This window comes from Mesorhizobium sp. NFR06 (assembly GCF_900115245.1).
In the GTDB taxonomy this organism is placed as follows: domain Bacteria; phylum Pseudomonadota; class Alphaproteobacteria; order Rhizobiales; family Rhizobiaceae; genus Mesorhizobium.
In genome coordinates, this window is record NZ_FOVT01000002.1 from 401,975 (window position 1) to 423,588 (window position 21,614).

The 21,614-nt window shown below is 64.6% G+C and carries 25 protein-coding genes; 14 read left to right on the forward strand and 11 right to left on the reverse strand.

Features of this window, described 5'->3' with window-relative positions; all coding sequences use genetic code 11:
- Positions 1-24 precede the first annotated feature (24 nt).
- Positions 25-498 carry a MarR family transcriptional regulator gene (locus F3H96_RS06100; protein WP_149791025.1) on the forward strand — a complete coding sequence of 158 codons (474 nt, stop codon included), beginning with the start codon at positions 25-27 and terminating at the stop codon, positions 496-498.
- An 11-nt stretch (positions 499-509) separates the two neighbouring features.
- Here F3H96_RS06100 and F3H96_RS06105 read toward each other — a convergent pair whose 3' ends face one another.
- Positions 510-809 (reverse strand): putative quinol monooxygenase, encoded by a 300-nt coding sequence (locus F3H96_RS06105; protein WP_149791026.1) that lies wholly within the window; start codon positions 807-809, stop codon positions 510-512.
- 123 nt (positions 810-932) lie between these two features.
- Between F3H96_RS06105 and flhA the strand changes: the two genes are divergently transcribed.
- The 7 genes from flhA to F3H96_RS06140 all read left to right on the forward strand — a co-directional run bounded on the left by flhA (position 933) and on the right by F3H96_RS06140 (position 6,264).
- Complete coding sequence (flhA, locus tag F3H96_RS06110; RefSeq protein ID WP_149791027.1) at positions 933-3,020, forward strand: flagellar biosynthesis protein FlhA; 2,088 nt, start codon at positions 933-935, stop codon at positions 3,018-3,020.
- Positions 3,017-3,769 carry a flagellar biosynthetic protein FliR gene (gene fliR, locus F3H96_RS06115; protein WP_149791028.1) on the forward strand — a complete coding sequence of 251 codons (753 nt, stop codon included), beginning with the start codon at positions 3,017-3,019 and terminating at the stop codon, positions 3,767-3,769. The genes flhA and fliR overlap by 4 nt, the downstream gene beginning before the upstream one ends.
- Before the next feature lie 4 nt (positions 3,770-3,773).
- Positions 3,774-4,160 carry a hypothetical protein gene (locus F3H96_RS06120; protein WP_149791029.1) on the forward strand — a complete coding sequence of 129 codons (387 nt, stop codon included), beginning with the start codon at positions 3,774-3,776 and terminating at the stop codon, positions 4,158-4,160.
- Positions 4,161-4,231: 71 nt separating this feature from the next.
- Entirely contained in the window at positions 4,232-4,801 is a 570-nt protein-coding gene (locus tag F3H96_RS06125; RefSeq protein WP_244619919.1) for a rod-binding protein, read from the forward strand.
- 8 nt (positions 4,802-4,809) lie between these two features.
- Positions 4,810-5,229 (forward strand): hypothetical protein, encoded by a 420-nt coding sequence (locus F3H96_RS06130; RefSeq protein WP_149791030.1) that lies wholly within the window; start codon positions 4,810-4,812, stop codon positions 5,227-5,229.
- 30 nt (positions 5,230-5,259) lie between these two features.
- Entirely contained in the window at positions 5,260-5,784 is a 525-nt protein-coding gene (locus F3H96_RS06135; RefSeq protein WP_149791031.1) for a hypothetical protein, read from the forward strand.
- A gap of 195 nt (positions 5,785-5,979) precedes the next feature.
- A complete protein-coding gene (locus F3H96_RS06140; protein WP_140819337.1) occupies positions 5,980-6,264 on the forward strand; it encodes an SCP2 sterol-binding domain-containing protein in 285 nt (94 codons plus the stop codon).
- Between the two features lie 72 nt (positions 6,265-6,336).
- Here the strand turns inward: F3H96_RS06140 and F3H96_RS06145 are convergent, their stop codons facing one another.
- Both F3H96_RS06145 and odc2 read right to left on the reverse strand, forming a co-directional pair.
- Positions 6,337-6,951, reverse strand: coding sequence for an N-acetyltransferase (locus tag F3H96_RS06145; protein WP_149791032.1), 615 nt, complete (start codon positions 6,949-6,951; stop codon positions 6,337-6,339).
- Between the two features lie 197 nt (positions 6,952-7,148).
- Positions 7,149-8,282 (reverse strand): ornithine/lysine decarboxylase, encoded by a 1,134-nt coding sequence (gene odc2 / locus F3H96_RS06150; RefSeq protein ID WP_149791033.1) that lies wholly within the window; start codon positions 8,280-8,282, stop codon positions 7,149-7,151.
- 541 nt (positions 8,283-8,823) lie between these two features.
- On the opposite strand from odc2, the gene F3H96_RS06155 reads away from it, so the two are divergent.
- The 4 genes from F3H96_RS06155 to F3H96_RS06170 all read left to right on the forward strand — a co-directional run bounded on the left by F3H96_RS06155 (position 8,824) and on the right by F3H96_RS06170 (position 12,813).
- Positions 8,824-10,020 (forward strand): amidase, encoded by a 1,197-nt coding sequence (locus F3H96_RS06155; RefSeq protein WP_149791034.1) that lies wholly within the window; start codon positions 8,824-8,826, stop codon positions 10,018-10,020.
- 2 nt (positions 10,021-10,022) lie between these two features.
- A complete protein-coding gene (locus F3H96_RS06160) occupies positions 10,023-10,922 on the forward strand; it encodes a LysR family transcriptional regulator (protein ID WP_149791035.1) in 900 nt (299 codons plus the stop codon).
- Between the two features lie 69 nt (positions 10,923-10,991).
- Entirely contained in the window at positions 10,992-11,660 is a 669-nt protein-coding gene (locus F3H96_RS06165) for a DUF1007 family protein (RefSeq protein ID WP_149791036.1), read from the forward strand.
- Between the two features lie 7 nt (positions 11,661-11,667).
- On the forward strand, positions 11,668-12,813 hold the full coding sequence (locus F3H96_RS06170) for a nickel/cobalt transporter (protein ID WP_149791037.1): 1,146 nt from the start codon (positions 11,668-11,670) through the stop codon (positions 12,811-12,813).
- A 61-nt stretch (positions 12,814-12,874) separates the two neighbouring features.
- On the opposite strand, the gene denD is transcribed toward F3H96_RS06170, so the two are convergent.
- From denD to F3H96_RS06190, 4 genes are read right to left on the reverse strand one after another with little or no spacing between them, the layout of a single operon-like run.
- Entirely contained in the window at positions 12,875-13,849 is a 975-nt protein-coding gene (gene denD / locus F3H96_RS06175) for a D-erythronate dehydrogenase (RefSeq protein ID WP_149791038.1), read from the reverse strand.
- A 2-nt stretch (positions 13,850-13,851) separates the two neighbouring features.
- Positions 13,852-14,058: a hypothetical protein gene (locus tag F3H96_RS06180; RefSeq protein ID WP_149791039.1), complete on the reverse strand. Its 207-nt coding sequence runs from the start codon at positions 14,056-14,058 to the stop codon at positions 13,852-13,854.
- Positions 14,059-14,108: 50 nt separating this feature from the next.
- Positions 14,109-15,095, reverse strand: coding sequence for a cation diffusion facilitator family transporter (locus F3H96_RS06185; protein ID WP_149791040.1), 987 nt, complete (start codon positions 15,093-15,095; stop codon positions 14,109-14,111).
- 13 nt (positions 15,096-15,108) lie between these two features.
- Positions 15,109-15,813 carry a GNAT family protein gene (locus F3H96_RS06190; RefSeq protein WP_244619920.1) on the reverse strand — a complete coding sequence of 235 codons (705 nt, stop codon included), beginning with the start codon at positions 15,811-15,813 and terminating at the stop codon, positions 15,109-15,111.
- An 83-nt stretch (positions 15,814-15,896) separates the two neighbouring features.
- Here F3H96_RS06190 and F3H96_RS06195 point away from each other — a divergent pair, with 83 nt between their 5' ends.
- On the forward strand, positions 15,897-17,081 hold the full coding sequence (locus F3H96_RS06195) for a pyridoxal phosphate-dependent aminotransferase (RefSeq protein ID WP_149791042.1): 1,185 nt from the start codon (positions 15,897-15,899) through the stop codon (positions 17,079-17,081).
- Positions 17,082-17,084: 3 nt separating this feature from the next.
- Here F3H96_RS06195 and F3H96_RS06200 read toward each other — a convergent pair whose 3' ends face one another.
- The 3 genes from F3H96_RS06200 to F3H96_RS06210 form a co-directional block, all read right to left on the reverse strand.
- On the reverse strand, positions 17,085-17,846 hold the full coding sequence (locus F3H96_RS06200; protein ID WP_149791043.1) for an SDR family oxidoreductase: 762 nt from the start codon (positions 17,844-17,846) through the stop codon (positions 17,085-17,087).
- A gap of 251 nt (positions 17,847-18,097) precedes the next feature.
- A complete protein-coding gene (locus F3H96_RS06205) occupies positions 18,098-18,829 on the reverse strand; it encodes a tellurite resistance TerB family protein (RefSeq protein WP_149791044.1) in 732 nt (243 codons plus the stop codon).
- 242 nt (positions 18,830-19,071) lie between these two features.
- Positions 19,072-20,001, reverse strand: a complete 930-nt coding sequence (locus tag F3H96_RS06210) for a rhodanese-related sulfurtransferase (protein WP_149791045.1) — start codon at positions 19,999-20,001, stop codon at positions 19,072-19,074.
- A 158-nt stretch (positions 20,002-20,159) separates the two neighbouring features.
- Between F3H96_RS06210 and F3H96_RS06215 the strand changes: the two genes are divergently transcribed.
- Positions 20,160-20,795, forward strand: coding sequence for a 2-dehydro-3-deoxy-phosphogluconate aldolase (locus tag F3H96_RS06215; RefSeq protein WP_149791046.1), 636 nt, complete (start codon positions 20,160-20,162; stop codon positions 20,793-20,795).
- 53 nt (positions 20,796-20,848) lie between these two features.
- Here F3H96_RS06215 and F3H96_RS06220 read toward each other — a convergent pair whose 3' ends face one another.
- Positions 20,849-21,598, reverse strand: coding sequence for an SDR family NAD(P)-dependent oxidoreductase (locus F3H96_RS06220; RefSeq protein ID WP_149791047.1), 750 nt, complete (start codon positions 21,596-21,598; stop codon positions 20,849-20,851).
- Positions 21,599-21,614 lie beyond the last annotated feature (16 nt).

The window sequence follows — 21,614 nt, forward strand, 5'->3', positions numbered from 1 at the left end:
ACAACATATAAGAGCTCTGACATCATGCGCAAGGGGTATCCATCCATTCCAGCTCCCGGTGAAGGCAAGCGCGGCGAGGAAGGCTATCTGGGATATCTGCTGCGCCAGGCGGCCGGCGCTTACCGACTGAAGGTAGAGCGGGCGCTCGATCAATTCGGCGTGACGCAAGCGCAGTTCGCGGCCCTCACCATGGTTTCGGCCTATCCCGGCATATCCAACGCCGATCTGGCCCGGCTCGCTGTGCTGACGCCGCAGACGGTGAGCGTGATCGTCGGCAATCTTGAAAAAGCCGGTTCGCTCGTCCGTCGGCCGCATGCAGTGCACGGCCGCATCCAGCATCTCGACCTCAGCGACAGCGGCCGCGCCTTGCTGAAGAAATGCCGGGGACGCGTGTACAAGCTGGAAGACGAACTGACCGCCAGGCTCTCCGCCGAGGAGGAACGCACCGTGCGGCGCTGGCTGGTCGCCGTCGCGACCGCGGATGCGGCCCAGTCGTGAAAACCGGTCGCTCAGGTCGGCGCGCCGCCGTCGGTTTCGTATAGTGTAAGCTTGCGATCGCCGATGCCGAGCTCGGCCCAGCTCGCGCGCCACTCAGCGATATGCGCCGATTTGAAATGCGCTTCGAGCGCTGCGCGGTCGCTCCACGCTTCCGAAACATGGATGAGCCCGGCGTCCAGAACGTCCTGCGCGTAGGAATAGCCGAGGCAGCCCGGCTCGGCGCGGCTGGCCAGGATCATTCGTTGCATCACAGGTTTTGCCTGTTCGAGCCTGTCGGCTGGCAGCCGAACCGTGCCGATAATCAGGATCATGCGCATTTCCTTTCGCAGGGCCGCAATGAGGTCCCCTAGCCACTCTCCCACCTTCGCGCAAGCTTGGCCGGTTACGTTCGAGGACCTGCCCTGTGCGTGGCGGTTCTGGATTTCGGGGACGACATGGCGATCAGCGAAACACTTCCGTCCGGCCTGGTGGCCAAGAACGGTCGCGACGTCTTCTTCGCACTCGGCATCGTCTTCATCCTGGCGGTGCTGTTCCTGCCGATTCCGGCATTCCTTATCGATATCGGCCTAGCCTTCTCGATCGCGCTTTCGGTGCTGATCCTGATGGTGGCGCTGTGGATCCAGCGGCCTCTCGACTTCTCGTCATTCCCGACCGTGCTTTTGATCGCCACCATGCTGCGGCTGTCGCTCAACATCGCCACCACGCGCATGATCCTGTCGCATGGCAACGAGGGCACGCATGCCGCCGGCTACGTCATCTCGGGCTTTTCCAAGCTGGTGATGTCGAGCGACTTCGTCATCGGTCTCATCGTCTTCATGATCCTGATCGTGGTGAACTTCATCGTCATCACCAAGGGCGCCACCCGCATCGCCGAAGTCGGCGCCCGCTTCACCCTCGACGCCATCCCGGGCAAGCAGATGTCGATCGATGCCGACCTCTCCGCCGGCATGATCGACGAGAAAACGGCGCAGCTGCGCCGCCGCGAATTGGAGGAGGAATCCTCCTTCTTCGGCTCGATGGACGGTGCCTCGAAATTCGTGCGCGGCGACGCCATCGCTGGCTTGATCATCACCGCCATCAACATCGTGGGCGGCATCGCCATCGGCTATCTGCGCCACGGCATGGGCCTTGGCCAGGCGGCCGATGTGTTCATCAAGCTGTCGGTCGGCGACGGCCTGGTCACCCAGATCCCGGCCCTTATCGTCTCGCTCGCCGCCGGCATGCTCGTCTCCAAGGGCGGCACGCGCGGCTCAACCAACCAGGCGGTGTTCGGCCAGCTCGGGGCGCACCCGCGCGCGCTCTATGTCGCGGCTTCGCTGCTGGTGATCCTCGGCCTGATGCCCGGCCTGCCGCTGTTCCCGTTCTTCGCGCTCGCCGGCGCCATGGCCAGCCTCGGCTACATCATCCCGCTGCGCCAGAACCGCGCGCTTGCCGCGGCCGAAGCATTGGAGACCCAGGAGAAGGCGAACAAGGTCGAGGAGGAAAAGAACTCGGTCAAGGCCTCGCTTGTCACCGCCGAGATCGAGCTCCTGATCGGCAAGCAGCTTTCGACCAGGCTGGTGGTGGCGCACCAGGAATTGGTGTTCCGCATGTCGAAGATGCGCAAGAAATTCGCCCAGCAATACGGCTTCGTGGTGCCGGAAATTCGCGTCGCCGACGACTTCGCCATCCCGCCCAAGAGCTACCAGATCAAGGTGCACGGCACCGTGGTCGCCGAGTTCCAGATGCGCGTCGGCGAGATCATGGTGCTGCTCGGCGCGCGCGGCGTGCCGGAGATCCCCGGCGAGGAGATCCGCGAGCCGGCCTTCGGCATGCGCGCCTACTCCGTGCTCGAAACTTTCGCCGAGGATTTGAAGCGCGAGAACTACACCTTCGCCGACAACATGTCGGTGCTGCTCACCCATCTTTCGGAAGTCATCCGCAACAACCTGCCGCAGCTTCTGTCCTACAAGGACATGAAGGCGCTGCTGGAGCGGCTCGACCCCGAATACCGCAAGCTCGCCGACGAGATCTGCACCTCGCACATCTCCTATCCCGGCCTGCAGGCCGTGCTGAAACTGCTGCTCGCCGAGCGCGTGTCGATCCGCAACCTGCATTTGATCATCGAGGCCATCGCCGAGATCGCGCCGCATGTGCGCCGCACCGAGCAGATCGTCGAGCATGTGCGCATCCGCATGGCGCAGCAGATCTGCGGCGATCTTTCCGAAGGCGGCACGCTCAAGGTGCTGCGCCTCGGCAACCGCTGGGACCTCGCCTTCCACCAGAGCCTCAAGCGAGACGCCAAGGGCGAGGTGCGCGAGTTCGACATCGATCCGCGCCAGCTCGAGGAATTCGGCCAGGACGCCACCAAGGCGATCCGCAAGCATCTCGAGGCCGGCGAGCGTTTCGTGCTCGTCACCGCGCCCGACGCGCGTCCTTATGTGCGCATGATCATCGAGCGGCTGTTCACCACGCTGCCGGTGCTCAGCCATGTCGAGATTGCCAAGGGCGTCGAGATCAAGGTGCTCGGAACGATCTCGTGAACGCGCTCTCGCAAGGCGTCGTCATCGCCGCCTTCCTCGCCTTCTGCCGCATCGGCGCCTGCTTTATGCTGATGCCCGGCCTGTCGAGCGCCCGCGTGCCGATCCAGATCCGCCTGTTCGTGTCGGTTGCCGCCACCGGCGGTCTGCTCGCCTTCCTGTGGGACCGCATATATCCCTTCGTCGACGCGCGTCCGCAGGTCCTGGCGCCGATGATCGTCTCCGAGCTCTTGGTCGGCGGACTGATCGGCGCCATGACCAGGCTCTATATGGAAGCGCTGCGTTTCATGGGCTCGGCCATCGCCATGCTGATCGGTTACGGCGGCTCGGGCGGGCCGGCGATCGAGGAGCCGGAACCGCAGGCAGCGCTCGCCGCCATCATCTCGTTCTCGGCGCTGCTCTTGCTCTTCGTCTTCGACTTCGACCACGAGATCATCAAGGCGCTCGTCGCCTCCTACACGGTCGCTCCGGTCAACATCTTCTTCAACCCGCAGGCGGCGCTTGTCGACGTCACCGACACGGTGTCGGACGCCTTCTTCCTGGTCATCCGGCTGGGCAGCCCCTTCGTCGCCTACGCCATCCTGGTCAATCTGACGATCGGCTTCGTCAACAAGCTGACGCCGCAGATTCCCGTCTATTTCATCTCGCTGCCCTTCGTCATCGCCGGCGGCATGATCATCTTCTATTTCGCCGTCGGCACCTTGCTGTCGCTGTTCGTCGACGGCTTCGTCGACCTCACGCTGGCGAGATAGCGCCATGGCCTCACGCAAGGACCGCCTGAAGAAGCTGCTCAAGGTGCAGGAGCAGTTGCAGGCGCTGCACGAAACGCGCCATGCTGGCTTCCTCGCCGCCGCGGTCGCGGCCGAGATCGAGGCAAAGCAACTGATCGAGCATTTCGACACCGACAACTCGCTGGCCGGCCTCTTTCCCGCGCTCTACCATCGCCGCATCACAGAAGCGCTCGGCCGGCAGAAACAGAATCTCGAGAATGCCCGCCAGGAAGCGGCGCTGATCGCCACCGCGACGGCGCGCACCAACATGGTCCAGCGCGCCTACAAGGACGAGCGCCGCCGCGACGAGCGCGAGCGCTCCGACCGCGAGCGGCTCGATCTCATCATGCAAAGGCGGAGCGAAAACGGGTAACCTTCGCAAGCCTGCCACAAGCTTGTTGAGGCATTGTGCAGAGGACAAAACCTGGAAAAAGGCGGACTTTCTTGGCCATCTCCCCACCCAGCGACATCGTCATGGACGTTGCCCGCGCAGCGGAGCCGGCCGATGTCGAGGCCGCACGCGCGGCACTCGCAAGAAGGGCGAGCGGCACGTCGGCACCGTTCTCTCTCGATCCATCTGCCACGGTCGATGCCGGATCGGTGCTCTCGCGTGCCACGGCCGACAAGGCGGAAGCGGCCAATCCGGCGAAAAAATTCCAGCGCTTCGAAGCCATGGTGCTGACGACCTTCATCCAGAACATGATGCCCAAGGATACAGAAGGCGTTTACGGCAAGGGCCTGGCAGGCGACATGTGGAAATCGCAGCTCGCCGAAAAGGTGGCCGATGTCATGGCCGCGCATGGCGGCATCGGCATCGCCAAATCAATGCTGGCCGACCATTATCTCGACGGCAAGCACAAGGTGCCGGTCGGCCCCGTCGCCGGCGGACCGCAGAAAACCGAGATTGACCAGCAGACCAGACTTTCGACCTCGATGGTCGAGGAAATCGAGCGCAAGGCCGCACGGTCGATGACCGGCGACGACACGACCATAAAAGCAGACATCAAGATCTAGGGACCTACATGGCCGACCAAACGGACCTTTCCAACCTTCCCGCACGGACCGACGCAATGGAAGCGCCCGCCGCCGCCCGACCCGGCAACCTCGCCGCCATCATCGGCCGCATCGAGGACGTGGTGGACGAGGAGACGGCCGGTATCCGCAGCGGCACGGCCTATGACCTCAAGGCCTCGAACGCGCGCAAGAGCCGGTATCTTTACGAGCTGAACCGGGCGCTCAAGGGCGCCAACGAGATCGAATTCCTCGAGCAGCATCGCGAAGGCCTGTTGCGGCTGCGTCAGAAACTGGCGAAGAACGAGGCGGCGATCCTTGCCCATCTCAACGCCGTCAACGAGATCGCCACGCTTCTGAGGAACGCCATCCAGCGCGCCGATGCCGACGGAACCTATTCGGCGGGCGAATTCGGAATGGCCCGGGCTTGATAGGATGACCAAGGCGCAAGGTCAGATCCGGTGCTGAAATTCATCGCCGCCGCGCTGTGGATTTGCGCCGTGACGCTCGGCGCGGTCTTCTATTCCTTCCAGGCGGCCGGCCATCGCGGCGCGGGCGAACCGCCGAAGCCGATGCTGGGTGGCCTCGACTATGTCAAAACTGACATGATCTCGGTGCCGCTGCTTCGCAACGGCACGATCGGCGGCTATTTCCTCACCAAGCTCGTCTACACCGTGGAGCCGGATCAAATTAAGAAGCTGTCGATCCCGGCGCAGGCGCTGATGACCGATCAGGTCTATTCCTATCTCTACTCCAACCCGCAGATCGATTTCACCAAGAAGGAATCGATCGATCTCGACGCCTTCCGCAAGTCGATCCGCGACACCATCAACACCCGCGTCGGCGTCGAGCTGGTGCATGAGGTGCTGATCGACCAGGTCAATTTCCTGTCCAAGGATGATATCCGCGACAACGCGATTCGCCGCCGCAAGAACGCCGGCGAAACCGCGGCGGCGATGACCAAGCCCTTCCAGCCGGCGGAATAACCGTCGGCTCGCGGCTGACCGGCTGCGGCCGCTTTCCCGTGATGCGACATGACGCATGGCGACCGCGTTGACGTAAACGTCAACTCGAAGCTATATGCGCCGGCAGGACGCGCCGTGCGCAGGCTTGGCGCGTCTACCTCGCCCAGCGGCTCGACAAGCCGGTGCGCGTCAACGCAACCAACGAGGAGAACCGCCATGGGCGTTCAGGAGATTGCCGACAAGATCAAGTCGCGCGTGGCAAGCGCGGGCTTCGAGCATTCGGTCAAGTTCGACACCGGCAGCGACGGCGTCATCGTCATCGACGGCGCGACCGTCTCGACGACCGACGCGCCGACCGACTGCACGGTCAAGCTCTCGCTCGACGATCTGGATTCGCTGATTGCCGGAGACCTCAACCCGACCATGGCTTTCATGGCCGGCAAGCTCAAGGTCGAGGGCGACATGACTGTCGCCATGGCGCTGAGCCAGCTGCTGGGCTGACATTGGCTTGAACTCGATGCGGCGTCACTCGAAACGCGACGCCGCATCGACCATTCCAGCGCTTCAATGCCATCAGGCGATGAGGCCCAGCCCCTGCCCCTTGAGCTTGCGGCCGGCGGCCTTGATCGTGCCCCTGGCACCGTCCAGCGCACCGTCCTTCAGCTCCAGCGCCAAAAGCCGGTGCCGTTCATAAGGGCCAGGCATGGCAAGCGTTCCTGTGCAGTCGGCCGAGAAGCCGAACCGGCCGTAATAGGGCGCATCGCCGACGAGCAGGATGGCGCCATGGCCGAGCCGTGCGGCCTCTGCAACCGCGTGCCGCATCAGCGCCGAGCCGACGCCGCCATTCTTCAGTCCCGGCTCGACCGCGAGGGGCCCGAGCAAAAGCGCCGGACTGCCTTCGCCCAGCCTCACATCCCAAAGCCTGACCGTGCCGACGACCGCCCCCGACGCGTCACGGGCGACAAAGGCCAGGCCTTCCGACGGCCGGCGGCCGCGCCGCAGCTTCTCGGACGATTTCTTCTTGCGATTCGGCCCCATGGCGCGATCAAGCAGCGCTTCGCGCGCCTGCACGTCGCCGGCGCCTTCGCCAACGATGACGAAGGCCGGCGCCTGGGCAGCCCCCTCGTCCGGCGCGCCGCGCGAGCCAGCCTGTGCCCGGTGGGCAAGGGAGGGCGCCAGCGCTGCCATCGGGCTCTTCTCCCACGTGGAGAAAAGCTCAGCTGACGGTGCGGACGAGGGGGCAATTTCGGTGGCCGCAACGGCCGATTTGGTCAGGTATTCCATTTCCGCGATCCTTCACGAGCGGAGATCTGTTCCACAAGCGAGCCGAGGCGGGCGATAGATATCGCCCGCGCCGGTCGATCTGAGCGGTTCTTGCGAACCGGTCAGATCACGTAGGATCGGAGAGGCTCGAAGCCGTTGAAGGCGACCGCCGAGTAGGTCGTCGTGTAGGCGCCGGTGCCTTCGATCAGCACCTCGTCGCCGATGGTCAGCGACAAGGGCAGCGGATAAGGCGTCTTCTCGTACATCACGTCGGCCGAATCGCAGGTCGGGCCGGCGAGCACGCATGGCGCGGTCTCCGAGCCGTCATGGCGCGTGACGATCGGATAGCGGATCGCCTCGTCCATGGTCTCGGCGAGACCGCCGAACTTGCCGATGTCGAGGAACACCCAGCGTACATTGTCGTTGTCGGCCTTCTTCGAGATCAGCACGACTTCCGACTTGATGACGCCGGCATTGCCCACCATGCCGCGGCCCGGCTCGATGATCGTCTCGGGCAGCGCGTTGCCGAAATGCTTGCGCAGCGCCGAGAAGATCGCCTGGCCATAGGCCTGCGCCGCCGGCACGTCCTTCAGGTAACGGGTCGGGAAGCCGCCGCCCATGTTGACCATCTTGAGCACGGTGCCTTCCTCGGCCAGCGTCGCGAACACCTTCTTGGCGTCGCCCAACGCGCGGTCCCAGGCCGAAAGATCCGTCTGCTGCGAGCCGACATGGAACGACACGCCGTACGCGTCGAGGCCGAGCCCCTTGGCATGGCGCAGCACGTCGACGGCCATCGCCGGCACGCAGCCGAACTTGCGCGACAGCGGCCATTCCGCGCCTTCGCCATCGGTCAGCACACGGCAGAACACGCGCGCGCCGGGAGCCACGCGGGCGATCTTCTCGACCTCCTCGACGCAGTCGACCGCGAACAGGCGGATGCCGAGCTGGTAGGCGCGCGCGATGTCACGCTCCTTCTTGATGGTGTTGCCGAAGGAAATGCGATCGGCCGGCGCGCCGGCGTCCATCGCCATCTCGACTTCGGCAACCGATGCGGTGTCGAAGGACGAGCCCATCGCAGCAAGCAGGCGCAGGATTTCCGGCGCCGGGTTTGCTTTCACCGCATAGTAGATCTTGGAATCGGGCAACGCCTTTTCGAAGGCGCGGAAATTGTCGCGCACGACATCGAGGTCGACGACGAGGCAGGGGCCGTTCGGACGTCGGGTAGCGAGGAAATCGAGGATCCGCTGGGTAGCCATCGGGTTTCTCCATCACGCCTTTCGGCGCGCACAAGGGTGCGGACGCGGGCTGTCGGCCTCGCGAACACGCGGTGGACAAAGGCGGGACGGAAAATCCATGGAACCAGCCGGTGGAGACCCCGGAACCATGAAGCGCCGTCTCGCGGCGATGAACCTCAGCCTTGCCCGGCTTCGGTTCGCTTTGTCTGCCTTGGCTTGGATTGGGAGAACCCATTCCGCACTGCCGGCAATGAAGGTGTGCCTCTTCAGTAACCCCGGTCTTTGGACAACCGGCAGAGAACCAGAAAGGCCCGCACCGTCGTTGCTTCAAGGTGTCCTCGGGCTGGCGGTTGGCCGCTAGACCGACTGGAGGGGTTAGCTCCAGTTACCTTACCGATTTCCCTCACCATTCGAGGATCGGCGGACACCCACAGGCACGTGCGACTTTGGGCAAGCGCGATATAAGAGCGAAGGGTTTCACAATCAATAAAAATCGTAAGCGCCGGTTGTAAAAATTCTGGCATCGAACAATGTACGCATCACCGTGTCCGGATATCGAACGATGCCAGGAACCCAAGGCCCGCTCAACGCCTTCCTCGATCTGCGCCAAATGCCTGTGGCCAATGCGCAGTTGGGGCCGCTCGCCGGCCTGCGCCTGGCCGTCAAGGATATCTATGACGTCGCCGGCTACCGCACCGGCTGCGGCAACCCGCAAAAGTTCGAGGAGGCGCATGCCGCCTCGCGCACCGCGGAAGCGGTGCAGATGATTCTCGACGCCGGCGCGCGATTCGTCGGCAAGACGCAGACCGACGAGCTCGCCTTTTCGCTGTTCGGCCAGAACGCGCATTTCCCGCATCCGATCAATCCCGCCGCGCCCGAGCGCGTCACCGGTGGCTCCTCCTCCGGTTCGGCATCCGCGGTTGCCGGCGGCTTGGCGAACATCGCCACCGGTTCCGACACCGGCGGCTCGATCCGCGCGCCGGCGAGCTTCTGCGGCCTGATCGGTCTGCGAACCACCCATGGCCGCATCCCGCTCGACGGCGCGATGAAGCTGGCGTCGAGCTTCGACACCTTCGGCTGGTTCGCCGACGACATCGAGACCTATGAGGCGGTCGGCAAGCTGCTGCTCGGCCGCGATCCGCACCAGCACCCGCTCAATCGCCCGCTGTCGATCCGCTGGCTGGACGCCTTCGTCACCGGTCCGGCGGAAGCCGCCGAATATATGCGCATGAAGGCGTTGGCCGCCACCGTCGTCGGCCAGCCGGCGGAGACCGAGTATGCCTTCGCCTCGTTCCCCGACGAGCTTTACTGGTGCTTTCGCCGCTTGCAGGCCTTCGAGGCCTGGCGCGAGCATGGCGCTTGGATTTCGGCTGGCGGCCGCCTCAGCCCCGGCGTCGCAGAGCGTTTCGGCTTCGGCCGCACCATCGATGCCAGGGCCGCCGCCACCGAGGCCGCGCGGCGGCTGGCCTTCCGTGCCGAGTTCGGCGCCCTGCTCGGCAACAACGGGTTTCTGGTCCTGCCCACCGTTCCCGGCGCGGCGCCGCTCGCCGCAGGCACGCCCGAACAGTTTCAGGCCTACCGCGAAAGGGCGCTGCACCTGCTGTGCCTCTCCGGTCTGTCCGGCTTCCCGCAGATCACTCTGCCGATCGGCTCCGTCGACGGCGCACCTTTCGGCCTGTCGCTGCTCGGGCCTTCCGGCAGCGACGTTGCCCTGATACGGCTCGGCCGCAAGATTCTCGACGCGGCACGAAAGGCCTGACAATGGACACATTGACCCGCATGCGCGCGTTCATCGACGTGGTCGAAGCGGAGGGCTTTTCGGCCGCGGGGCGCAAGATCGGTCGCTCCAAGGCGCTTTTGTCGAAATATGTGCGCGAGCTGGAGGACGAACTCGGCGCGCTGCTCCTGAACCGCACCACGCGCCAGTTCTCGCTGACTGAAGCCGGCCACACCTATTATCAGCGCGCCTCCGAAATCGTGCGCGAGGTCGACAGCCTTGCCGAGGCGGTACGCCAGTCCTCCGGCGACGTTCGCGGCAGGATCAAGCTGTCGGCCGCCCGCACCTTCGCCGACGCGCCGATCGGCCAGTCGCTGATCGACTTCGCCAAGCAGCACCCCGACATCGTACTCGACATCCACCTCGACGACCGCTTCGTCGATCTGGTCGAGGAAGGCTTCGATGTCGCCGTGCGCATTTCGCGGCTGGAGAATTCGTCGCTGATCGCCAGACGCCTTGGGCCGTTTTCGATCAAGCTTTGCGCGTCGCCCGAACTGATCGCAAAGCACGGCACGCCGACGCGCCCGCAGGACCTTTCCAACATGCCCTGCATTGTCGACACCAATGGCCGCTCGCTCGCCAACTGGCGCTTCAAGGGCGACGGAGAGGATTCAGTCAGCGTCACGGTGTCGGGACCGATCGAGGTGAACAGCCCGATGGCCGCCAGAGCTGCCGCCGTTTCGGGCCTGGGTTTCACCATCCTGCCGGATTTCATTGCCGCGCCCGACGTCGCGAGCGGCCGGCTGGTAACGGTGCTCGACGACCGCATTCTGTCGGGAAGCGGCATTTTCGCCGTCTACCCGCACCGCCGTTATTTGCCCGCCAAGGTACGCGTCTTCGTCGACTTCCTCGTGCACTGGTTCAGGACGCGTGACGGCGCGTGACCGCAATTTCGCCCCCTTTCTGTTAACTCTCGGGTCAACCTCCGACGCCAAATGGAATCGCGGCCTGGAATGCATCTGAAACGGCAAGCAACCATATTGGCTTCGGCCCTTGCGGCCATGTTGGCCGCCGTCGAGCCGGCCGAGGTGCACCCGCATGTCTTCGCCGAAGCCCGCCTCGACGTCATCCTCAGCCAGGATCACCAAAGCGTGACGGCGCTGCGCCACCTTTGGCGCTTCGACGATCTGTTTTCGAGTACAGTGATGATGGAGTTCGACAAGAACTCCGATCTGAAACTTGACGACAAAGAGCTCAAGGAAGTGGCCGACACCGTCCATTCCTCGCTGGCCGAGTTCAACTACTTCCAACTCGTCACCCAGGATGGCAAGGACGTGCCCATGGTCCCGCCGCCGCATCTGATGGCGAACTTCGACAACGACCAGCTGATCATCCTGTTCGAGTCGCAGCCGAAGACGCCGATCAGGCTTGCCGGCAAGGTCGACATCGGCGTCTACGATCCGACCTTCTATACGGCGATCGACTTTACCGACGACGCCAATCTCACCGTCGAAGGCCTGCCCCCGACCTGCACCAAGAAGGTCGTCCGCCCCGATCCGGACGAGGCGATCAAGGAAAACCAGAAGACCCTGACGGACGCGTTCTTCAACGATCCGACAGGCACCGACATGAGCAAGATCTTCGCCACCAAGCTCGAATTGAACTGCCCGCCGGAAGGATAAGTTGGTGATGAAACCGTCGCTGCGTCTGGCGCTCGGCCTGTTGGCCGCCACCCTGGTGATCACCCATCTGCCTGTCGTCGCGCATGCGCAAAGCTCGCTCGGCATCGGCACCAATGACGGCATGGCGCCGACCGCCACGGGTCCGTTCGCCCATATCCTGATGTGGATCAACCTCAGGCAGCAGGAATTCTACCATTCGCTGGCCGCCGCGATGAAGGCGATGCGCCAGGATGGCAGCAAGCTCTGGCTGCTGATTGGCCTGTCCTTCGCCTACGGCATCTTCCACGCCGCTGGCCCCGGCCACGGCAAGGCGGTGATTTCCTCCTACATGGTCGCCAACGAAGTGGCGCTCCGGCGCGGCGTCATGCTTTCCTTCGTCTCGGCGTTGCTGCAGGGGTTGACGGCGGTGGTCGTCATGATGCTTGCCTATTTCGTGTTGCGCGGCACCGCGATCTCGATGACCGACGCGGCCTGGTTCCTGGAAATCTCGAGCTATGTTCTGGTGACGCTGTTCGGCGCCTGGCTGCTATGGCGCAAGCTCGGTCCATCGATCCTGCGCCTGTTCGGCAGGACGCCCGCTTACAGCCTGTCGGCCGCTCACGCGGGCCATTCGCATGGCGGACACTCCCATCATCCGGGGCACTCGCATGCGCATGCTCATGCAGGCCATTCCCACGCTCATGCGCATGCCCTGCACGCGCATGACGATCATGATCACGATCATCATGACCAGCACGCACACACCCACCATGACCACGGCCCAAGCGAAGTCTGCGAGACCTGCGGCCATTCGCATGCGCCGGACCCGGCAATGCTTTCGGGCGACCGCTTCGACTGGAAGACCGCCTGGTCGGCGGTGGCCGCCGTCGGCATCCGCCCCTGCTCCGGCGCGCTGATCGTGCTCAGCTTCGCGCTGCTCAACGGATTGTGGCTAGGCGGGCTGCTGTCGGTGCTGGCGATGTCGATCGGCACCGCGATCACCGTCTCGGCGCTGGCGACGATCGCTGTGCTGGCGAAAAACTGGGCGGTCTACTTCGCCGGCGACGGGCGCATCGGCAACCGCATCCATTCCATCGTCGAGATCGGCGGTGCGGCCTTCATCTTCGTGGTCGGCCTGCTCTTGCTGTCAGCCAGCCTGTCGGGCGTCGCCTGACGACAGGCGAAGGTGTGTTGTGGGGCCGACCTGCGAAAGGCGGGCCTCCCCTCAATACGTCTCAGGAAATTGTTCCGCCCAGCTCATCCTCGATATGGGCCAAGACGATCTCGTCAAAACTCTTCTCGGCGGCAAAGCCGAGCTCCCTCGCCCGCCTTGCCTCGAACCGCGTCGGCCAACCCTTCACGATCGCCCAGATCGTTTCGTCGGGCTGCTCGCGAATCCGTCTCGCAACCTCGGCGCCGGCAATGCGCTCCAGCGCCTCGATCTGTTCGCCGACAGTGACGGCGACGCCAGGCATTGTAAGGTTGCGGCGCGGGCCGACCCTGTCGCCGTCGATTTCGGCCGCATGGACCAGGAAATTGACCGCCGAGCGCGGGCTGGCATGGGTGTGCAGCACCGAGCGCGGCACCGGCAGGATCGCCTCCTGCCCGTTGAGCGGTTCGCGGATGATGCCGGAGAAGAAGCTCGACGCCGCCTTGTTCGGCTTACCGGGGCGAACGCAGATCGTCGGTAGCCGGATGCCGATGCCGTCGAAGAAGCCGCGCCGCGTATAGTCGGCAAGCAGCGCTTCGCTCATCTGCTTCTGCGTGCCGTATGAGGTGAGCGGCGTCGGATGGAATTCGTCTGGGATGACGTCCGGGAACGGCGCGCCGAACACGGCGATCGACGAGGTGAAGACAAGGCGCGGCGCAAAAGCCGCCAGCCGCACCGCATCGAACAGCGCGCGCGTGCCGTCGAGATTGACGCGGTAGCCGAGATCGAAATTGGCCTCCGCTTCGCCGGAGACGATGCCGGCCAGATGGAAGATCACATCCGGGCGGGAGGCCACGAGGGTCGCCATGCCGCCGGGTGCCGAAAGATCGCCGGTGTGGATCGATATATCGACGCCGGCGAGCGCCGGCGCCTGCGGCGCCACGATGTCATGCAGGTCGAGCGCCGTTATCTTGCGCCCGCGCAAGGCGCCATCCTTGGCCAGCCGCGTGATGAGCTTGCGGCCGACCATTCCGGCCGCACCCGTGATCAGTATTCTCATCCTCAGAGACCTTTCTTGCGCTGGCTGCGACCGCGCAGCCACAGGACGATGAACAGCCCGACCATGAAGATCGCGGCGATGACGGCCGCAAGCACCGTCGAGACCTTGCCCGCGGCCAGCATGATCGTCGGCAGGAAATAGGTGGCCAAACCGAACAGCAAGAGTATCACGGCCGCGGCGATCGCCGCGTTGCGTGTGTCACGATCCATCACGGGCGTTCCTCGCTTCGAGGCTGTTCGGCTTCGTCATGGCGCGCCGATCAGTGATAGTGCCGACGGTCGGCAGGCGCGCCATGCGCGTGCTCGTGATCGTGGTGGTGGTCGTGCTCGTCATGGCTGTCGGCGCATTGCCCGAATTCGGGTTCGACGGTGGCATGATCGATGCCGTGCTTGGCGGCAAGCCGCTTCTTGATGGCGCTGACCGCAGCATGGGCGTCGACGCCGTCATTCAGGCAAGCATGCAGCGTCGCCATGTTGGAGGTGCCGTCGAGCGACCAGACATGCATATGATGCACCTCGCGCACGCCCTTGACCGCGCCTTCGATATCCTTGGCGATCAGGTCGCGGTCGAGGCTTGCCGGCACGCCCTCGAGCAGGACGTGGGCCGACTCGCGCATCAGCGACCATGCCGTCGACAGGATGAGCAGCGACACCAGCACCGACAGGATCGGATCGATCGGCGTCCACCCCGTGGCGATGATGATGACCGCGGCGACGATTGCCGCGGCGGAGCCCAGCAGGTCGCCCAGCACATGCAGGATGGCGCCGCGCATGTTGAGGCTCTCGCGGTCGCCGCCATGCAGCACGAAGAACGACGCGATGTTGACCAGCAGGCCCGCCACCGCAACCACCAGCATCGGCCCGCCGAGCACGGGCGCGGGTGTCATCAGGCGTCCCCAGGCCTCGTAGACGATCCAGAGCGCGATGACGAAGATGGCGATGCCATTGGTGTAAGCGACCAGCGTCTTCACCCGCGCGAAGCCATAGGTGAGACGCCCGGTAGCCGGTCGCCCCGTCAGATGGAAGGCATACCAGGCGAGACCGAGCGCGATCGCGTCGGCCAGCATGTGCCCGGCATCGGCAACCAGCGCCAGCGATCCGGTCAGCCAGCCGCCCAGCGCCTCGGCGACCATGAACCCGGCGGTCAGACAAGTCGCGACCAGCACCCGCTTCTTGTCGGTCGAGCGATGCACATGGCCCGCGCCATGGCCGTGGCTATCGCCATGCGCCGCGTGATCATGCGCCATTGCGAAACTCCCGTTACGCGCCGAAGTCAGCGCGAAAATCCTCAAGCCGCCGCTTCTGGCCGCCTTCGGCATCGAAATTCGCCGGATCGAGCCAGCCCTCATAGGCTTGGCGCAATGCCGGCCATTCCTTGTCGATGATCGAATACCACGCCGTATCGCGGTTTTCACCCTTGACGACAAGATGCTGGCGGAAGATGCCTTCGAACTTAAAGCCAAAGCGCGTCGCCGCGCGCTTCGACGGCTCGTTGCGATTGTTGCACTTCCACTCGTAGCGTCGATAGCCGAGATCGTCGAACAGATATTTCGCGAACAGGAACTGTGCTTCGGTCGCCGCCGGCTTGCGCGAGATCAGCGGACCCCAATAGATGTTGCCGATCTCGCCGACGCCGTTGTTGGCGTCGATGCGCATCAGCGTCTGACGCCCGGCGATCCTGCCGCTCGCCTTGTCGATGACGGTGAAGAACAGCGGATCCTCGCTCGCCTCGGCCTTGTCCAGCCAGGGCTGGAAGGCAGCGCGGGTTTCCGGCGGATAGTCGGGCAGCCAGGCGAAACGTCCGCCGGCGTCGGAAACCGACGAGGCTTCGTAGAGGCCGTCGCCATGGTTTGCCGCGCTCAGCGGCTCGAGCCTGACGGTGCGTCCCTCGATCGCCTTGCGTTCCGGCCGTGGCCGAGGCTGCCAATTTTTGAGATTTTCCGACGCCCCAATATTTTCTGCCACCGGGAGCTCCAATCCGTTTGACATTTCCTGACGGACGCTCACAAAAACGCTCGCTCACAGAAAGAACCACAGGGACGGGAAAAATGCTCCACACGATCGCGGCCTTCGACCGTCTCGGCGAGGAAAATGCCTTCGCGGTGCTGGCGAGGGCGACCGCGCTTGCCCATCAGGGCCGCGATATCGTCAATCTCGGCATCGGCCAGCCTGACTTCAAGACGCCGCAGCACATCGTCGAGACAGCGATCAAGGCGCTCCGCGACGGCCATCATGGCTACACGCCGGCCAACGGTCTGCTTGCCACCCGCGAGGCGGTCGTGCGCCGCACGCTGACCACCACCGGCGTCGAGGTGTCGCCCGAGAATGTCATGATCCTGCCGGGCGGCAAGCCGACGATGTTCGCCGCGATCCTGATGTTCGGCGAAGCGGGGACGGAGATCCTTTATCCGGATCCAGGCTTTCCGATCTATCGCTCGATGATCGAGTTCACCGGTGCCGCGCCCATGCCGGTGCCGATCCGCGAGGAGAACGGCTTTGCCTTCTCGGCCGATGAGACGCTGGCGCTTATCACGCCGAAGACGAGGCTGCTGATCCTGAACTCGCCCGCCAACCCGACCGGCGGCGTGACCCCGCGCGCCGAGATCGAGAAGCTGGTCAAAGGCCTGGAGAAACACCCCCAGGTCGCCATCATGTCCGACGAGATCTACGACGTCATGACCTATGATGGCGAGACCCACTGCTCGCTGCTCAATTTCCCCGAAATCCGCGACCGGCTGATCGTGCTCAACGGCTGGTCTAAGACCTGGGCGATGACCGGCTGGCGCATGGGCTGGTCGATCTGGCCGAATGGCGAGAAGAGCGCCCATCTTTACGACAAGGTGCGCAAGCTGGCGGTGAACTGCTGGTCCTGCGTCAACGCGCCGAGCCAGTTTGCCGGCATCGCGGCGATCGACGGCCCGCAGGACGACGTCGAGAAGATGATGCGCGCCTTCGACAACCGCCGCAAGATCGTGGTCGAGGGCCTGAACGCGCTCCCCGGTATTTCCTGCATCACGCCGAAAGGCGCCTTCTATGCCTTTCCCAACGTGTCGAAGACCGGCTGGAAGGCAAAGAAGCTTGCGTCGGCGCTGTTAGAGGATGCCGGCGTGGCGCTGATCGGCGGTCCCGACTTCGGCGTGCTCGGCGAAGGCTATATCAGGCTCTCCTATGCCAATTCCGAGGAGAACATTTTGCGCGCGCTGGAACGCATCGAGGCGTTCTTGAAGAAGTAAGGCTCACCCGCGCCCGACAAACGGCATCTTTGTCGCCATCACGGTCATGAACAGCACGTTGGCGTCGAGCGGCAGGCTCGCCATATGCAGCACCGCGTCGGCGACGCGTTGCACATCCATCACCGCCTCGGCGGCGATCGAGCCGTTGGCCTGCGGCACGCCCACCGTCATCGGCTGCGCCATCTCGGTCAGCGCGTTGCCGATGTCGATCTGGCCGCAGGCGATGTCGAAGGGCCGGCCGTCGAGCGCCAGCGTCTTGGTGAGCCCGGTGATCGCATGCTTGGTCGCCGTATAGGGCACGGAGCCCGGCCGTGGCGCATAGGCCGACACCGAGCCGTTGTTGATGATGCGACCGCCCATCGGCTTCTGCCGGCGCATGGCGCCGAAGGCTGCGCGGGCGCACAGGAACGAGCCGGTGAGGTTGACGCCGACGACGTCGTTCCAAACCTCGACCGGAATCTCGTCGATCAGGGTCGACTTGTAACCCATGCCGGCATTGTTGAAGAGGAGGTCGACGCGACCGAAGGCCTCGAGCACGGTCTCGAACATGTCATCGACTTCCGCGGCCTTGCTGATGTCGCAGGCGACGGCCAATGCCTTGGCTTGCGTCTTGCCCGCCTCGGCAATCGCCTCTTCCAGCAGCTTCTTGCGGCGGCCGCAAAACACCGTGTTCCAACCTGCCTTGAGCAGTGCCGTGGCCACGCTCTTGCCAATGCCGGTGCCGGCGCCGGTAACGATGGCGGTCTTTTCTGCTATGGCTGTCATCGCCGTCCTCTCGGTCATGGATGGAAAGACGTGGCATCGCAAATGACAGGGATTATGGCAAGCCGCTGCTGGCGATGAAGAAGGGGCCAACAAAAAGGGCGGCCATTAGCGACCGCCCCGATCTGAACCGCGCTTGGGAGGAGGAAAAGCCGGTCCGACTGATTGGAATGATGCGCTTGGAGGGCTAACGAGATATTAAAGCCCAACCGCGCCCGCTAACCCTGTTGCTTTGCCGGCAGCTACCCTCTTGCTTACCAGGGCGAACTCGGCGCGCTGCCAGCCGGCACCTTTGCCGCCGACACCGTCGCCTCGACATGGTCGACCAGGGCGTCCGGCAGCCCGAGCCGCCCCGCAAGCAGATCGAGATAACCGCGCTCGGTGCGCGTGTCGGGATCGATGGTCAGCCGCGAGGCGGTGTAGAGCTCGAGCTTCTGCGCATCGGTCTTGGCGCCGGCGATCAGCGTGTCGAGATCGAGCGGGCTTTCGAGCTCGGCAAGCAGGAATTTTTCCGCCTCCGCCCCGATGCCGGCGAGCTTGAGCTTGTCGGCGATCTTCTTGCGCTCCTCGTCGTCGACATGGCCGTCGGCCTTCGCCGCTGAGATCATTGCCCTGACCAGCGTCAGCGTGAACTCGGCCTCGCCTTGCGGCGCCTGCGAAGGGTGGAAGGCCGTGTCGGCCGGTGGTGGCAACAGTTCCGGCTCGCTTGCGGCCGGCGCCGGCGCCGGCTCCTTGCCGGCCTTGTAGTTCTGATAGGCCTTGTAGGCGAGGCCGCCGATCGCCGCCAGGCCGCCGAGCTTGATCGCCGCGCCCGTCACCTGCCGGCCGGTACCGGTGCCGAGCAGCACGGCCGCCAGCGCGCCGGCGGCAAGCGGATTGTCCTTCGCCATCTGCACCGCCTGCCCCGCCTTGTCACGGACAGTCGAGCCGGTCCCGGGGATTTGCGAGCCGAGAAGGTCGTCAAGCAGCCTCTTGGGGTCGAGCATCAATGCCTCCAGATTGGCCCGTCGGAATGCGACCGGGCAAGTTTCGGACCGGCAAGAGGTAGGCCCCGCGCTTTGACATTACAATGACGACGGACATTGAGACGCGCGGTGGCGCCCGCCCTGGTCAGTGGCGACTTGCCGCTGAGGTCGAAAAGACTACCTGACTGCTGCATGACCAGCGAGGTCGCCCCCGTCAGGCGTCGCAACATGGCTCTGGCCGACCGACCGCTATTCCGTGGCGTTTAGCTGCCAATATGACGGCGACCGCCACGTCTTTGCGCCAATTCCACCTGGCGGTGGCGCTCGGCGTAGCGGGCGCGGTCCTCGTCGGAGCGCGTTTCAAAACAATGCGGACATGAGACGCCGGCAGTGAATCTCGGCGACAGCCGGTCCTCGACCGTCAGCGGGTGCCGGCAGGCGCGGCAGAGTTCCGCTTCCCCCTCGGCCAGTCCATGCGAGACGGACACCCGCTCGTCGAACACGAAACATTCGCCTTGCCACAGACTCTCCTCGGCCGGCACTTCCTCAAGATATTTCAGGATGCCGCCCTTGAGATGGAAGACATCCCTGAGCCCGAGCGACTTCACATAGGCCGTCGCCTTCTCGCAGCGAATGCCGCCGGTGCAGAACATCGCCACCTTGCGGCCTTCGAGCTCCTCCCGGTGCTGCTCGACCCAGGCCGGGAATTCGCGGAAGCTGGTGGTCTTGGGATCGACCGCGCCCTCGAAGGTGCCGAGCGAGACTTCGTAGGCGTTGCGCGTGTCGATGACGACGGTGTCGGCATCCGAGATCAGCGCGTTCCAGTCGGCCGACGCGACATAGGTGCCGGCGCTGGCCGCCGGATCGATGTCCTCGACGCCCATGGTCACGATCTCGCGCTTCAGCCGCACCTTCATGCGGTGGAACGGCATATCGGCGGCGCTGCTGTATTTGACTTCCAGCCCGGCAAGGCCTTCGATGGCCTGGAGATGATCCATGAGCCTGGCGATCGCTTCCTCGCTGCCGGCGACGGTGCCGTTGATGCCTTCATGTGCCAGAAGCAGCGTGCCCTTGATGCCGCGCCCGCAGCAGAAGGCGGCGAGCGGCGCGCGCAGGGCTGCGTAGCCGTCGAGCCGCGCAAACTTGTAGAGCGCGGCGACGCGAACCGGCTGGATTTCCTTGGGTGTCGTCATGTCCATGCCACTAGACCGTGGTGAATGCGGTTTCAAGGCTGGGAATTCCCACGGCCGGTGCTGCGGCGGCTGCGCGGCATCGCGACATGCCTGCTTTCGTGGACTCGGCATACCCCTTCTGCTAATCGGTTGAAATCGATTGAAATGGAGACCCGCAAATGACCAGCAAGACCGAAAAGCTCCTGTCGCTCCTCAACGGTCAACCGGTCATCCCGGTGCTCAAGATCGCCAATGTTGCCGATGCCGTGCCGCTTGCCCGTGCGCTGTCGCGCGGCGGTCTCAGGGCCATCGAGATCACGCTGCGCACGGCCGACGCGCTGGAAGCGATCCGCCGCGTTGTGGGCGAGGTCGAGCAAGCGGTCGTCGGTGCCGGCACCATTCTCGATGCCAGGCAATTCGATGAAGCCGCCGCTGCGGGTTCGAAGTTCATCGTCAGCCCTGGCATCACCAACCAGCTTCTCGACGCCGCCAAGGGAAGCCCGGTGCCGCTGCTGCCCGGAGCCATCACGCCCGGCGAGATCATGGCGGCGCGCGAGGCCGGCCTGCGCTTCCTGAAATTCTTCCCGGCCGAGCAGTCGGGCGGCATCGCCTCGCTGAAGGCCTTCGCCTCGCCGCTTGCCGACGTGAAGTTCTGCCCGACCGGCGGCATCACGGCGAAGAATGCCGCAGACTATCTCGGCCTGCCCAACGTCATCTGCGTCGGCGGCTCGTGGGTCGCGCCCGACGATCTCGTCAAGGCCGGCAAGTGGGATGAGATCGAAGCGCTCGCGCGCGAGGCAAGCAAGCTCGCCTGAAGCAATTCCAGGAAAGTGGACGCCGGTTTTCCGTCCCGGAATTGCGTCCATGCTCACCAGGGCAACGGGCCGTTCTCATCGAAGTAGCCGCCGGTCGGTCCGCCGGCCTCCAGTGTCGCCAGGCGCACGATGATCCCGGCCGCCTGCTGCACCGTGCGGCCGCCTCTGTGTGCATTGAGGTCCGTCGCGGTGTAACCGGGAGCGGCTGCATTGACCATGATGCCGCGCGACGCAAGCTCCCGCGCGAAGGCCAGTGTTACGGCGTTGAGCGCGGTCTTCGAACTGCCGTAGCCCATGACATTCGGCGACTGGCTGTTGCCGGCCGCGCGTGCCAGCGATCCGAGATAGCTGCTTACCATGACGATGCGGGCAGCGGTCGATGCCAGGAGTAGCGGCAGGAACGCTTGCGTGACCCGCACCGGACCGAAGACGTTGACGTCATAGGTGGCTTTCATATCCGCGACATCTTCCTGGCTCGGCAGCCTTTCGTAGCGGCCGTCCGGACCGAGCGCGTCGACATAGCCGGGAGCGATGCCGGCGTTGTTGACCAGCACATCCAGTCGGGGCGCCCGCGCTGCGACCGTTTTGGCGGCCGTCGCCACGCTGCCGTCGCTGGCGACGTCGAGCGCAAGCCACTCGACGTCGAGCCCCTCGCCGCGCAGCGCTTCCGCCGCGGCTCCGCCGCGCTCGGCGTCCCGGGCGCCAAGCCAGACTTTGAAACCCAGTGCCGCCAGCCGCCGAGCGGTCTCGAGGCCGATGCCCTTGTTGGCGCCGGTCACCAGTGCGTTCTTTTGCGTCGTCATATCCGTGTCTCCCTTT

Bases quoted from the DNA above. Each gene is read 5' to 3' on its own strand.
- F3H96_RS06100 (WP_149791025.1), top strand. From the start codon at position 25: ATGCGCAAGGGGTATCCATCCATTCCAGCTCCCGGTGAAGGCAAGCGC.
- F3H96_RS06105 (WP_149791026.1), bottom strand. From the start codon at position 809: ATGATCCTGATTATCGGCACGGTTCGGCTGCCAGCCGACAGGCTCGAA.
- flhA (WP_149791027.1), top strand. From the start codon at position 933: ATGGCGATCAGCGAAACACTTCCGTCCGGCCTGGTGGCCAAGAACGGT.
- F3H96_RS06120 (WP_149791029.1), top strand. From the start codon at position 3,774: ATGGCCTCACGCAAGGACCGCCTGAAGAAGCTGCTCAAGGTGCAGGAG.
- F3H96_RS06130 (WP_149791030.1), top strand. From the start codon at position 4,810: ATGGCCGACCAAACGGACCTTTCCAACCTTCCCGCACGGACCGACGCA.
- F3H96_RS06140 (WP_140819337.1), top strand. From the start codon at position 5,980: ATGGGCGTTCAGGAGATTGCCGACAAGATCAAGTCGCGCGTGGCAAGC.
- F3H96_RS06145 (WP_149791032.1), bottom strand. From the start codon at position 6,951: ATGGCAGCGCTGGCGCCCTCCCTTGCCCACCGGGCACAGGCTGGCTCG.
- odc2 (WP_149791033.1), bottom strand. From the start codon at position 8,282: ATGGCTACCCAGCGGATCCTCGATTTCCTCGCTACCCGACGTCCGAAC.
- F3H96_RS06155 (WP_149791034.1), top strand. From the start codon at position 8,824: ATGCCAGGAACCCAAGGCCCGCTCAACGCCTTCCTCGATCTGCGCCAA.
- F3H96_RS06160 (WP_149791035.1), top strand. From the start codon at position 10,023: ATGGACACATTGACCCGCATGCGCGCGTTCATCGACGTGGTCGAAGCG.
- F3H96_RS06165 (WP_149791036.1), top strand. From the start codon at position 10,992: ATGCATCTGAAACGGCAAGCAACCATATTGGCTTCGGCCCTTGCGGCC.
- F3H96_RS06170 (WP_149791037.1), top strand. From the start codon at position 11,668: ATGAAACCGTCGCTGCGTCTGGCGCTCGGCCTGTTGGCCGCCACCCTG.
- denD (WP_149791038.1), bottom strand. From the start codon at position 13,849: ATGAGAATACTGATCACGGGTGCGGCCGGAATGGTCGGCCGCAAGCTC.
- F3H96_RS06180 (WP_149791039.1), bottom strand. From the start codon at position 14,058: ATGGATCGTGACACACGCAACGCGGCGATCGCCGCGGCCGTGATACTC.
- F3H96_RS06185 (WP_149791040.1), bottom strand. From the start codon at position 15,095: ATGGCGCATGATCACGCGGCGCATGGCGATAGCCACGGCCATGGCGCG.
- F3H96_RS06195 (WP_149791042.1), top strand. From the start codon at position 15,897: ATGCTCCACACGATCGCGGCCTTCGACCGTCTCGGCGAGGAAAATGCC.
- F3H96_RS06200 (WP_149791043.1), bottom strand. From the start codon at position 17,846: ATGACAGCCATAGCAGAAAAGACCGCCATCGTTACCGGCGCCGGCACC.
- F3H96_RS06205 (WP_149791044.1), bottom strand. From the start codon at position 18,829: ATGCTCGACCCCAAGAGGCTGCTTGACGACCTTCTCGGCTCGCAAATC.
- F3H96_RS06210 (WP_149791045.1), bottom strand. From the start codon at position 20,001: ATGACGACACCCAAGGAAATCCAGCCGGTTCGCGTCGCCGCGCTCTAC.
- F3H96_RS06215 (WP_149791046.1), top strand. From the start codon at position 20,160: ATGACCAGCAAGACCGAAAAGCTCCTGTCGCTCCTCAACGGTCAACCG.
- F3H96_RS06220 (WP_149791047.1), bottom strand. From the start codon at position 21,598: ATGACGACGCAAAAGAACGCACTGGTGACCGGCGCCAACAAGGGCATC.